Consider the following 12,602-nt stretch of genomic DNA (forward strand, 5'->3'; position numbering starts at 1 on the left):
GTTTCCGCCGAATCCGGAATTGAATCCGACTTCAAGACCCTCCTTGTCGTCCCTTCTTGTTCTCCCGGATCAGGAAGACCGCGGACGACACCAGCGCCCAGGCGCCCAGCACGAGGAACGGCGCCGGCCGCTGATGCCCGCCGAAGTAGACGGCGGTGTGCTGGGCGTTGACCGAGGCGCCGGGCGGCAGCCAGCGTCCGATCACGCCCAGCGGCGACGGCAGCAGCGGCCAGGACACCGCCCCGCCCGACGAGGGGTTGCCGAGCAGCACCATCAGCCCCCACGTGGGCACCATCGCCCAGCGCCCCACGAGCGTGCGGAACATCGAGAACACCATCCCCGACGCGAACATGGTCAGCGCCAGGATGAACCAGGACTCCGGCAGCGGCAGCCGGAGCGCGCCGAGCACCCAGTCGACGGCGGCCACGATGGCGAGGGCCCCCAGCGCCGCGTACGCCCCCGTGAACGCGATGCGCTCCCACGGGGCGAGCTCGCCCGCGTTCGCGTTGAGCTGGACGGCCCCGACGAACCCGATGACCACGGCCGCGAGCGTGATGTAGAACAGCGCCAGCCCGCGCGGGTCGCCCCGCTGCAGCGGTTTCAGGTCCCGCACGGTCAGCCGCAGGCCGACCTCCCGAGCGACCTTGGGTGCGGCCTCGGTGAGCAGTTGCGCCACCGACGCGCCGGAGGCGCTCGACACGTAGAAGGTGGCGTCGTCCCCGCGCACCACGACGACGCCGAAGACCTGCTGCTCCTCGACCGCCCGCAGGGCCCGCTCGAAGTCGGGCTCGAAGGACAGCGCGAGCGAGGCGTTCAGCCGCTGCTCAAGGCCGGCGGCGAAGGCCTTGCCGCGTACGGTCTGGTGGCTGATCCCCACCACCGCGACCGGCACGCGGTGCGGGGCCGGGGCGGCCATGGCGTAGGTGTAGGACCCGGCGAACAGCCCCGCCGCGGCGGCGACGATCAGCACGAGCACGGTCGCGGGGAGGAACGGTGATTCCCTGAAGTCCGCCCACCGCCGGCCCGTCCGGTCACGCATGCGCTCACGCTAAGCGCGCGACGGCCGCCGACCGCCCGCCGACACGCCGCACCCTGCGCCTTTCAGATTTCCCGGCAAAACCAGTAGGGAATATTGACTTATCGGGGACGTCGGCCTAGCGTCTGACGTATGAGGCAGGGTCTTCTCCTGACCAGGCGCTCCCACGTGGACTTCTGCCACGTCGCCAGCGCCCAGTGTCGCTGATCACGGTCGTCGGCGGGCCGGTACGAGCCCGCCCCGTCTTCATGTTCCCGGCGTGGCCGCCGCAGCCCACGCCGCCGATCCAGGTCAACGCCGCGCCTCCCGGACGAGCCCGGGAGAGGCGCGAGCATGCCGTTCGTCGTGAGGATCTCTCGTGATCAACTCTCCAGTCAGCTTCCCCAAGCCCCGCGTACGGACGGGGGTGGCGGCATGACCGCGGCCCCGTCCGAGCTCGCCGTCACCCCGGACCTGTTCCGCCGCGCGCTCGCCGTGCACGCCAGCGGCGTCGTCGTCATCACCGCCCAGCACGAAGGCCGGCCCTCCGGGCTGACCGCCACCTCCTTCTCCTCCGTCAGCCTCGAACCGCCCCTCGTCTCCTTCTACGTGGACCGTTCCTCCACCACGTGGCCGTCGCTGCGCGCCGCCGACCACTTCGCCGTCAACGTGCTGGCCCACGACCAGGCCGAGCTGGCCTCCCGCTTCGCCAGCAGGGGCGTGGACCGCTTCGCCGAGCCCACCCGCTGGCGGCCGGGCCCCCTGGGCGCGCCGCTGCTCCAGGACGTCTCGGCGCACCTGGTGTGCCTGCCGTACGAGACCGCCGAGGTCGGCGACCACATCCTCGTCGTCGGGCTGGTCGTCGAGGCCGACCTGCGGGGCCCCGGCCGCCCGCTGCTCTACCACCAGGGCCGCTTCGGCCGGTTCCTGGCCCACCCCGAATCCTGACCTGGAGCCTCTCCGTGACCACCATCAGCACCAGGCAGCCGGTGTACGCGAGCCCCGTCGACCACGTCGCCTACGGCCACTACGGCTCCGGCCGCCTGCACCTGTCCCCGGACTGGAACCGCCCCCTCTACCCCTTCCAGGGCCGCGTCACCGCCGACGGCTCCAGCGGCTTCCGCGCCGAGCCCGGCCGCTACCACCTCTACGCCGCCTGGGTCTGCCCGTACGCCCACCGCGCCGCGATCGTCCGCAAGCTCAAGGGCCTGGAGGACGTCGTCTCCCTGTCGTACGTGGACGACGAGCGCGACGGCCGCGGCTGGGCCTTCCGCGCGCGCCGCGGCCCCGACCCGGTCAACGGCTTCACCCTGCTGGAGCAGGCGTACGACGCCACCGAGAAGGGGTACGGCGGCCACATCTCCGTCCCCGTCCTGTGGGACAGGGAGAGCGGCCGCATCGTCAGCAACCACTTCCCCGACATCACCCTCGACCTGGCCACCCAGTTCGGGCAGTGGGCCACGGCCGAGATCGACCTCTACCCGGAGACCCTCCGCCCCGAGATCAACACGCTGAACGCCTGGATCTACCACGACGTCAACGCCGGCGTCACCCGCGTGGCCCGCGCCGCCACCGAGGACGAGCGCGAGCGGGAGCGCCACCGCGTCGTGGCCGCGCTCGAACGCCTCGACGAGCGCCTGGCCGAGCACCGCTACCTCACCGGCGACACGATCACCGAGGCCGACGTGCGGCTGTGGGTGACGCTGGCCAGGTTCGACGCCGAGCACAACCGCGGCCACCTGATCAGCGAGCGCGAACTGCCCGACTTCGAGCACCTGTGGCCGTACGCCCGCGACCTCTACCGGCTGCCCGCCTTCCGCGAGACGACCGAGGGCCTGCCCGCGTCCTGGGACACGCCGCCGGGGTGGCGGCGATGAGCCGCAGGCGCGTGCACCTGGCCGCGCACTTCCCCGGCGTCAACAACACCACCGTCTGGGCCGACCCCCGCTCCGGCAGCCAGATCGACTTCGCCTCCTTCGTCCACCTGGCGAAGACCGCCGAGCGCGGCACGTTCGACTTCTTCTTCCTCGCCGAAGGGCTGCGACTGCGCGAACTGAAGGGCCGCATCCACGACCTCGACGTGGCCGGGCGGCCGGAGTCGCTCACCGTGCTCAGCGCGCTGGCCGCGGTGACCGAGCGGCTCGGCCTCGCCGGCACCGTCAACACCACCTTCAACGAGCCGTACGAGCTGGCCCGCCGCCTGGCCACGCTCGACCACCTCAGCGACGGCCGGGCCGCCTGGAACGTGGTCACCACCTCCGACGCCTTCACCGGCGAGAACTTCCGCCGCGGCGGCTACCTCGACCGCGCCGACCGCTACCGGCGGGCCGCCGAGTTCGTCCGGCTCGCGGGCGAGCTGTGGGACTCCTGGGCGCCGGACGCGGTCACGGCGGACCGCGCGGCGGGCCGGTTCCTGCGCGACGCGGACGCCGTGGGCGAGGTGCGCTTCCACGGCGAGCACTTCGACGTCGAGGGCCGCTCCACCGTGCCGCGCTCCCCGCAGGGCCGGCCGGTGATCATCCAGGCGGGCGACTCGGACGAGGGCAGGGAGTTCGCGGCCGGCCACGCCGACGTGATCTTCACCCCGCACGGCTCGCTGGAGGACGGCCGCCGCTTCTACGCCGACGTCAAACGCCGCCTCTCCCGCTACGGCCGCCGGCCCGACCAGCTCAAGATCATGCCGGGCGCGACGTTCGCCCTGGGCGACACCGAGGAGGAGGCCGCCGCGAACGCCGCCGCCATCCGCCGCGCCCAGGTCGGGCCGCAGACCGCGATCGCGTTCCTGGAGCAGGTGTGGGGGCGGGACATGTCGGCGTACGACCCGGAGGGCCCGCTGCCGGACATCGAGCCCGACCTGTCCGGGGGCGTCTCCCAGGGCCGGGTGGCGATCAAGGACCGCGCCGCCGTGGCCGCCAAGTGGCGGGCGCTCGCCGAGGAGAAGCACCTGTCGATCCGCGAGCTGGTCATCGAGGTCACCGGGCGGCAGACGTTCGTCGGCACGCCGGAGTCGGTGGCCCGGCAGATCGACGAGCACGTGCAGGCCGAGGCGGCCGACGGGTTCATTCTCGTGCCGCACCTGACGCCCGGCGGCCTGGACGACTTCGTGGACCGGGTGGTGCCGATCCTGCGCGAACGCGGCGCGTTCCGCACCCACTACACCGGCTCCACCCTGCGCGAACACCTGGAGCTCACGTGACCACGCACCTCGCCGCACTGCACCTCGCCGTGGCCCTGGACGGCGCCGGCTGGCACCCCGCCGCCTGGCGCGAGTCCGCGGCCGACGTCTTCTCCGCCCGCTACTGGGCGGGCCTGGTCGCCGAGGCCGAGCGCGGCCTGCTCGACTTCGTCACCATCGAGGACGCCCTCGGCCTCCAGTCCACCCTGACGGACGGCGCCGACGAGCGTACCGACCAGGTGCGCGGCCGGTTCGACGCGGTGCTGCTGGCCGCCCGGCTGGCCCCGCTCACCAGCCGCGTCGGGCTGGTGCCGACCGCCACCACCACCCACACCGAGCCGTTCCACGTCGCCATCGGCATCGCCACGCTCGACCACGTCAGCGGGGGACGGGCCGGCTGGCGGCCGCAGATCTCCGCCCGGTCCTTCGAGGCGCGGCACTTCGGCCGCCGCGCCTTCCCGCCCCTGGAGGAGGTGCTGAACCGGCCGGGCGGCGCGGACCTGTCCGCCCACCCGCACGTACGCGAGCTGTTCGCCGAGGCCGCCGACGCCGTGGAGGTGGCGCGGCGGCTCTGGGACAGCTGGGAGGACGACGCCGAGATCCGCGACGTCGCCACCGGCCGCTTCCTCGACCGCGACAAGCTCCACTACGCCGACTTCACCGGGCCGTTCTTCTCGGTCAAGGGCCCGTCGATCACGCCGCGCCCGCCGCAGGGACAGCCCGTGGTGACCGCGCTCGCGCACTCCCGGCTGCCCTACGAGTTCGCCGCCGCCTCGGCGGACGTGGTCTACGTGACGCCGCACTCGGCCGAGCACGCCCGCGAGGTCGTCGAGGAGGTCAGGGGGCTGTCGGCGGACCTCAGGATCTTCGCCGACCTGGTCGTCTTCCTGGGGGCGGACGCGGCCCGGCGCAAGGCGCGCCTCGACGAGCTGAACGGGGCCGAGCTCGTCTCCGACGCCGCGATCTTCACCGGCACCCCGGCCGAGCTGGCGGACGTGCTGCTGGAGTGGCGGCGCGCGGGCGTCGAGGGGTTCCGGCTGCGGCCGGGGGCGCTGCCGTACGACCTGGAGCAGATCGCCCGGGGGCTCACGGCCGAGCTGCGCGGGCGCGGGGCCTTCCGGCACGCCTACGAGGCCGCGACGCTGCGCGGGCTGCTCGGCCTGCCGCGCCCCGCCAACCGCTACGCGGAGGTGTCATGAAATTTCTGCTCATCACGCTGATCGTGCACAACGACGACCGCTCACCCACCGAACGCTTCCGCGAGGTCGTCGGCAACGCGGTCCTCGCCGAGGAGCTGGGCTTCGACGGGTTCGGGGTGGGGGAGCGGCACGAGCGGCCGTTCATCTCCTCCTCGCCGCCCGTCGTGCTCAGCCACATCGCGGCGCTGACGTCCAGGATCCGGCTGTTCACCGCGGTCACCACGCTGAGCCTGCTCGACCCGGTACGCGCCTACGAGGACTACGCCACGCTCGACCACCTGTCCGGCGGCCGGCTGGAGCTGATCATCGGCAAGGGCAACGGCGCCGCCCAGGCCGAGCTGTTCCACGTCACCGCCGAGGACCAGTGGGAGCGCAACCGGGAGGGCTACGAGCTGTTCCGCCGTCTGTGGCGGGAGGACAAGGTCACCTGGCAGGGCCGCTTCCGCCCCTCGCTCACCGAGGCCGAGACCTGGCCCCGCCCCCTGCAGCGGCCGATCAGGGTCTGGCACGGCAGCGCCACCAGCAAGGAGTCGGTCGACCTGGCCGCCAGGTACGGCGACCCGCTGTTCTCGGCCAACGTCACCCACCCCATCGACCCGTACGCCGAGCTGATCGACCACTACCGCGAACGCTGGGCCTTCTACGGCCACGACCCCGCCGACGCGTTGGTGGGGGCCGGCAGCGCCGGCTACTACGCGGCCCCCACCTCGCAGGAGGCCATCGCCACCTACCGGCCGGTCTTCGACGCCCGCGTCGAGTTCCAGCGGAAGCTGGGCCTGCCGGTGGTCTTCCCCACCCTGGAGGACGCCATCGAACGCAGCTCCATCCTGGTCGGCAGCCCGCAGCAGATCGTCGACAAGGTGCTGCGCTACCACAAGCGCTTCGGCCACGAGGTGATGCACCTGCACGCCGACGCCGACGGGCTCACCCAGGCGCAGCACCGGCGGGCGCTGGAGCTGTTCCAGGCCGAGATCGCGCCCGTGCTGCGCGCGGAGATCCCCAGCCGGCCGTTCTCCACCGCTCCGGCCGCCGCCCCGTCCGGCCTCCCCGGCCGCCGTCCCTGCCGCCGCTCCCGCCGCTGTTCCCGCGGCTCCGGTCGCCGTCTCCTCCGGGGGTGCCGCATGACGCTGTCCATTCTCGACCTCGCCCCCGTCGTGTCGGGCGGCACCGTCGCGCGGGCGCTGCGCGACACCATCGACCTGGCCAGGCGCGCCGAAGGCTTCGGCTACCGCCGCTACTGGCTGGCCGAGCACCACTTCGCGCCCGGCGTGGCCAGCTCCGCCCCGGCCGTGCTCATCGCCCTCGTGGCCGCGGCCACCAGCACGATCCGCGTCGGTTCTGGGGCCGTGCAGCTCGGGCACCAGACGCCGCTGTCGGTGGTCGAGCAGTTCGGCCTCATCGACGCGCTGCACCCCGGCCGGATCGACCTCGGCATCGGCCGCTCCGGCCAGCGCCGCGCCGAACTCGCCGCCGGTCCGCCGACGGAGTCGCGCGCCGGTGAGGTCGTGGACGGGCTGCTCATCCCGCCGCCGTTCGACTACTCCCGCCTGGCGCAGCACCCCCACCTCGCCCACGCCGCCACCCTGCTGCAGCAGCCGGGCGCGCGGACGCCGGACTTCGCCGACCAGATCGACGACGTGCTCGCCTTCCTGGCCGGCACCCACGAGGTGCGGGCCGTGCCGGGCGAGGGCGCCGACCTGGAGGTGTGGATCCTCGGCAGCAGCGGCGGGCAGAGCGCCCAGGTCGCGGGGGAGCGGGGGCTGCCGTTCGCGGCCAACTACCACGTCAGCCCGTCCAGCGTCCTGGAGGCCGTCACGGCCTACCGGGAGGCGTTCAAGCCCTCGGCCACGCTGGCCGAGCCGTACGTCATGGTCTCCGCGGACGCGGTCGTCGCCGAGGACGAGGCCAGGGCGCGCGAGCTGGCCAAGGGCTACGACCTGTGGGTACGCAGCATCAGGACCGGCGCGGGCGCGATCCCGTACCCGAGCGCGGCCGAGGCCGACGCCCACGTCTGGACCGACGAGGACCGCGCGCTCGTCCAGGACCGGCTCGACACCCGGTTCGTCGGCACGCCCGCCCAGGTGGCCGACGGGCTGCGCGTGCTGCGCCGGGTGACCGGGGCCGACGAGCTGCTCGTCACCACCATCACCCACGACCACGAGGACCGCGTGCGCTCGTACGAGCTGCTCGCCGACGCCTGGGACCGCCCGTGAGACGCCTCGCCCCCGCCGCCGCGTCCGCCGTCCTGCTGGCGGTCCTGGCCGGCTGCGGCGCGCCGGCCGCCGAGCAGGCCGCTCCCGCCACGCTCACCTGGGCCGTCGAGACGCAGCCCATCACGCTCAACCCCCAGCAGTGGTCGCAGAACAAGGCGAGGCTGCTGGTGTTCAACCAGTTCGACGCGCTGCTCGCCAAGGCCGAGGACGGCTCCTACCACCCCTGGCTGGCCACGTCGTGGACGGTGTCGGACGACGGGCTGACGTACACGCTCGACCTGCGCGAGGACGTCACCTTCCACGACGGCGCGGCGTTCGACGCCGCCTCCGTCAAGGCCAACCTCGACCAGTTCCTCGTGCCCGGCTACAACGCGGCCGTGGCCGCCATCCAGCTCAGGTCCTTCAAGGAGGCCGAGGTCGTCGCGCCGCACCGGCTGAGGATCACCCTCAAGGAGCCGGACGCGCTGTTCCTGGACTTCCTCGCCTCGCCGTACGCGGGGCAGATCTCGCCGAAGTCGCTCAAGAGCGCCAAGGACCTCAAGTTCGGCGGCCCCGACCTGGTCGGGACCGGGCCGTTCATCCTCGACAGGTACGTCCAGGGCCAGGAGATCCACTACCGCCGCAACCCCGCCTACCGCTGGCCGCCCGCCGGAGCCGCCCACCAGGGCCCCGCCCACCTGGCCGAGATCACCTACCGGTTCCTGCCCGAGGCCGCCGTGCGGGTCGGCGCGCTCACCTCCGGCCAGGTCCAGGTCATCGAGGGGGTGCCCGCCACCGAGGTCGCCCTGATCGAGAAGGACCCCTCCCTGGCGCTGCACACGTCGCTCAACTCCGGCACCGCCTACTCCTACTACTTCAACACCTCACACCCGCCCTTCGACGACAAAAGGGTGCGCGAGGCGTTCCGCGAGGCCGTGGACGTGGACGCCGTGCTGCGCTCGGTCTACCGGGGCACCGCCACCAGGGCGTGGAGCGTCGTCGGCCGGCGCAGCCCCTTCTACGACGCCTCGCTGGAGAACTCCTTCGGCGGTGACGTCGCCAAGGCCAACGCCCTGCTCGACGCCGCCGGCTGGACCGCCCGCGACGCCGAGGGCTACCGCGTCAAGGACGGCAAGCGGCTCACCGTGCGCGAGATCGCCTCGGCCCCGTACGTACGCGACCGCAGGGACGTCCTCGCCCAGGCGATCCAGGCCCAGGTCAAGCAGAACGCGGGCATCGACTTCCAGGTGCGGATCGTCGACCAGGGCAGCGCGCAGAAGGCCCTGGAGGAGGACGCGTACGAGCTGTTCGGCAACTCCCGCGGCGACGCCGACGCCGGGGCCGCGCTCAACCTCATCCTGCCGGCGAAGGCCGCCATCAACCGCACCCACTTCTCCGACCCCCGGGTGGACAAGTGGCTGGCCGCCGCCTCGGCCACGTCCGAGCCGGCCGAGCGGAAGAAGCTGTACGCCCAGGTGCAGCGGGCCGCCGTGAAGGAGCACGCCGTGGTGTTCCCGATCTACGTCCCGGCCGACCAGATCGCGGCCAGCCGCAACGTGCAGGGGCTCGGCTTCGAGCCCGCCTCCGGCACGCCCGCGAGCGCGTACGACGTCCGGATCGGCACATGATCAGACGGCTCGGCGCGGGGCTCGCGGTGCTCTGGGCCGCCGCCACCGCCTCGTACGTCGCCCTGCTGCTCGCGCCGGGCGACACCGTGGACATCCTGGTCGGCGACGGCCCCGACACGCCCGAGATCAGGGCCAGGATCGTCGCCGAGTGGGGGCTCGACCGGCCCGAGATCGTCCAGTACCTGTCCTACCTGTGGCGGCTGCTCCACGGCGACCTCGGCCGCTCCTACCAGGCGCAGCGCGGCGTCGGCGAGATCCTGGCCGGCCAGGTGGGGCCCACCGCGCAGCTCACCCTCGCCGCGGCGGGCACCGGGGTGCTGCTGGCCGGAGTCATCGCGCTCGCCACGGCGGGCCGGGGCAGGTGGGCGCGCGGCGCGGCCTCGGCCGCCGAGCTGGTCGCGGTGTCGGTGCCGCCGTTCCTCATCGGGATCGTGCTGCTGGCGGTGTTCTCCTTCACGCTCGGCTGGTTCCCGGTCTCGGGGGCGCAGGGGCCGCGGGCGCTCGTGCTGCCGGCGCTCGCGCTCGGCCTGCCCATCGCCGGCGTGCTCGGCCAGGTGCTGCGCGGCGGGCTGGAGCAGGCGCTGGAGCAGCCCTTCGCGGTCACGGCCAGGGCACGCGGCCTCACCGAGCGCGCCCTGGTCGCCCGGCACGCCCTGCGGCACGCACTCATCCCGGCCGTGACGCTGGCCGGCTGGTTCACCGGCACGCTGCTGGGCGGCGCGGTGATCACCGAGATCCTGTTCGGGCGGCCGGGGCTCGGCCAGGTGGCCATGCAGGCGGTGACCGGCCGCGACATGCCCGTCGTGATGGCCGTGGTGCTGCTGTCGGCCGTCGTGTACGTGACCATCAGCACCCTGCTCGACCTGGCCTACCGGGCCATCGACCCGAGGATCCGGGCATGAGCGCGCCCTTGGGAGGTCCGGACATGAGCGCCCTCGCCCGGGCCGCGCACCTGGAGGTCCGGCCATGAGCGCGCTCACCCGGACCGCGCCGCCCCTGCGGATCCCGCCCGCCGCGGTGCTCCTGCCGGTGGCGTTCCTGGCCCTGCTCGCCGTGGCCGTGGCCGCGCCCGGCCTGCTCACCGCGGCCGACCCGCTGGCCGCCGACCCGCTGGCCGCGCTCGCCCCGCCCGGCGGCGCCCACTGGCTCGGCACCGACCACCTCGGCCGTGACGTGCTGGCCAGGGTCGTCCACGGCGCCCGCCACTCCATCAGCATCGGCGTGGCCGCCACCGGGCTCGCCGTCACCGGCGGCGTGCTGCTCGGCCTGGCGGCCGGGCTGTCGCCGCGATGGCTGGAGGAGACGCTGACCCGCGCGTTCGACGTGCTGTCCACGCTGCCGGAGCTGCTGCTCGCGCTGCTCGTCGTGGCGATCACCGGCCCCGGCACGGGCAACGTCATCCTGGCCATCGCCGTCGCCCAGATCCCCACCTACGCCCGCGTGATCCGCGCCCAGACCTTCGTCGTCCGCCGCTCCGGCTACGTCGAGCAGGCCGTCACCTTCGGCCGCCCCCGTGTCGCGATCATCGCGGGGCACGTGCTGCCCAACGTGCTCGGCCCCATCCCCGTGCTGGCCACGATCGGGCTCGGCACGGCGATCATCGCGGGCTCCGGGCTCAGCTTCCTCGGCATGGGGCCGCAGCCGCCCGCCGCCGAGTGGGGCGCGATGCTCTCGGAAGCCCGCAACTACCTGCGGGTCGCCTGGTGGGAGGCGGTCTTCCCCGGCCTCGCGATCACGCTCACCGTCGTCTGCCTGACCGTCGCAGGGCGCCGCCTGCAGCGCCGTTTCGAAGGGAGAACAACCCCATGACGTCACCGCTGGTGGACGTACGGGATCTGCGGGTGGGCTTCGGCCCGGCCGAGGTCGTCCGCGGCGTCTCCCTGTCCGTGGAGCCGGGCGAGTGCGTGGCGATCGTCGGCGAGTCCGGCTCCGGCAAGAGCGTCACCGCCCGCGCCCTGCTCGGCCTGGCCGGGCCGGGCTCCGCCGTGGGCGCGGCGTCGTTCCGTGTCGCCGGGCGCGACGCGCTCGCCTTCACCCCGGCCGACTGGCGGCGGCTGCGCGGCGGGTTCGCCGGGCTCGTCCTCCAGGACGCGCTGACCTCCCTCGACCCGCTGCGCACCGCGGCGGCCGAGATCGCCGAGGTGCTCGCCGTCCACGACGTCGTGCCCCGCGCCCGCCGCGCCGCCCGTGTGCTGGAGCTGCTCGACGCCGTGGGCGTGCCCGAGCCCGCGCTGCGCGCCGGGCAGCGCCCCCACCAGCTCTCCGGCGGGCTGCGGCAGCGCGTGCTCATCGCCTCCGCCATCGCCGCCGACCCCGCCCTGATCATCGCCGACGAGCCCACCACCGCGCTCGACGTCACCGTGCAGGCCCAGATCCTGCGCCTGCTCGCCGAACGCAAGGCCGCCGGCACGGCGCTGCTGCTGATCAGCCACGACCTGGCCGTGGTCGCCGCCGTCGCCGACCGCATCCTCGTCATGAAGGACGGCCTCGTCGTGGAGGAGGGCCCGGCCCGGCAGGTGCTGGCCGCGCCCGCGCACGACTACACCAGGACGCTGCTGGCCGCCGTGCCCTCCGCCGCCTCCCGCGGCACCCGGCTCACCACCGGCGCGCCGCGCACCCGCCCGGCCCCGAACCCGTCCGCCCAGGTCCTCGCCGCGACCGCGCTCAGCCACTCCTACGACCGGCGCCCCGCGGTGGCCGAGGTCTCCTTCACCCTCCACGAGGGGGAGACGCTCGGCGTCGTCGGCGAGTCGGGCTCGGGGAAGAGCACGCTGGCCCGCCTCGCCCTCGCCCTCCTCGAACCCGCGCACGGCCGCGTCGCCCTGCACCAGCGGCAGTGGAGCCACCTGCCGGAACGCGCCCGCCGCCCCCTCCGGCACCGCGTCCAGCTCATCTCCCAGAACCCGCTCGACTCCTTCGACCCCCGCCACACCGTCGGCAGGCTCGTCGCCGAGCCGCTGCGCCTGCCCGCGAAGGAACGCCGCGCGCGGGTGCTCGACCTCCTGGAGCGCGTCGGCCTGCCGCCGGGGACGGCCGACCGTCATCCGCGCGAGCTGTCCGGCGGCCAGCGCCAGCGCGTCGCCATCGCCCGCGCCCTCGGGCCGCGCCCCGACGTGCTGGTGTGCGACGAGCCGGTCTCCGCGCTGGACGTCTCCGTCCAGGCCCAGGTCCTCGACCTGCTCGCCGACCTCCAGGCCGAGTACGGCACCGCGATGGTGTTCATCTCCCACGACCTGGGCGTGGTGCACCACGTCGCGGACCGGGTGCTCGTCATGAAGGACGGCCGGGTGGTGGAGGAGGGGGACGTCGAGGACGTCTTCACCCGGCCGCGCCACCCGTACACGCGGGCCCTGGTCGCCGCGGTGCCCCGGCTGGGGGTGCCGGCGGCGTGAG

Annotated in this window: 10 protein-coding genes; 9 read left to right on the forward strand and 1 reads right to left on the reverse strand. The window is 74.1% G+C overall.

The features are described 5' to 3' along the window. Window positions 1-31: 31 nt before the first annotated feature. A complete protein-coding gene (locus ABD292_RS07790) occupies window positions 32-1,039 on the reverse strand; it encodes an ABC transporter permease (RefSeq protein ID WP_344206355.1) in 1,008 nt (335 codons plus the stop codon). A gap of 411 nt (window positions 1,040-1,450) precedes the next feature. Here ABD292_RS07790 and ABD292_RS07795 point away from each other — a divergent pair, with 411 nt between their 5' ends. From ABD292_RS07795 to ABD292_RS07835, 9 genes are all read left to right on the forward strand, one after another. Further along, a complete protein-coding gene (locus ABD292_RS07795) occupies window positions 1,451-1,963 on the forward strand; it encodes a flavin reductase family protein (RefSeq protein WP_344206356.1) in 513 nt (170 codons plus the stop codon). Between the two features lie 14 nt (window positions 1,964-1,977). Further along, complete coding sequence (locus ABD292_RS07800) at window positions 1,978-2,892, forward strand: glutathione S-transferase C-terminal domain-containing protein (protein WP_344206358.1); 915 nt, start codon at window positions 1,978-1,980, stop codon at window positions 2,890-2,892. After that, window positions 2,889-4,211, forward strand: a complete 1,323-nt coding sequence (locus ABD292_RS07805; protein ID WP_344206359.1) for an NtaA/DmoA family FMN-dependent monooxygenase — start codon at window positions 2,889-2,891, stop codon at window positions 4,209-4,211. The genes ABD292_RS07800 and ABD292_RS07805 overlap by 4 nt, the downstream gene beginning before the upstream one ends. Then, window positions 4,208-5,389, forward strand: coding sequence for an LLM class flavin-dependent oxidoreductase (locus tag ABD292_RS07810; RefSeq protein ID WP_344206360.1), 1,182 nt, complete (start codon window positions 4,208-4,210; stop codon window positions 5,387-5,389). The genes ABD292_RS07805 and ABD292_RS07810 overlap by 4 nt, the downstream gene beginning before the upstream one ends. Beyond that, window positions 5,386-7,602 carry an MsnO8 family LLM class oxidoreductase gene (locus tag ABD292_RS07815; protein ID WP_344206361.1) on the forward strand — a complete coding sequence of 739 codons (2,217 nt, stop codon included), beginning with the start codon at window positions 5,386-5,388 and terminating at the stop codon, window positions 7,600-7,602. Before ABD292_RS07810 ends, ABD292_RS07815 begins: the two co-directional genes overlap by 4 nt. Further along, window positions 7,599-9,209: an ABC transporter substrate-binding protein gene (locus ABD292_RS07820; RefSeq protein ID WP_344206362.1), complete on the forward strand. Its 1,611-nt coding sequence runs from the start codon at window positions 7,599-7,601 to the stop codon at window positions 9,207-9,209. Before ABD292_RS07815 ends, ABD292_RS07820 begins: the two co-directional genes overlap by 4 nt. Next, a complete protein-coding gene (locus ABD292_RS07825; protein WP_344206364.1) occupies window positions 9,206-10,111 on the forward strand; it encodes an ABC transporter permease in 906 nt (301 codons plus the stop codon). Before ABD292_RS07820 ends, ABD292_RS07825 begins: the two co-directional genes overlap by 4 nt. A 64-nt stretch (window positions 10,112-10,175) precedes the next feature. Further along, window positions 10,176-11,018 (forward strand): ABC transporter permease, encoded by an 843-nt coding sequence (locus ABD292_RS07830; protein WP_344206366.1) that lies wholly within the window; start codon window positions 10,176-10,178, stop codon window positions 11,016-11,018. Continuing rightward, window positions 11,015-12,601: a dipeptide ABC transporter ATP-binding protein gene (locus tag ABD292_RS07835; RefSeq protein ID WP_344206368.1), complete on the forward strand. Its 1,587-nt coding sequence runs from the start codon at window positions 11,015-11,017 to the stop codon at window positions 12,599-12,601. Before ABD292_RS07830 ends, ABD292_RS07835 begins: the two co-directional genes overlap by 4 nt. The last annotated feature ends 1 nt before the right edge of the window (window position 12,602 follow it).

The organism is Nonomuraea bangladeshensis (assembly GCF_039529455.1).
GTDB lineage: Bacteria > Actinomycetota > Actinomycetes > Streptosporangiales > Streptosporangiaceae > Nonomuraea > Nonomuraea bangladeshensis.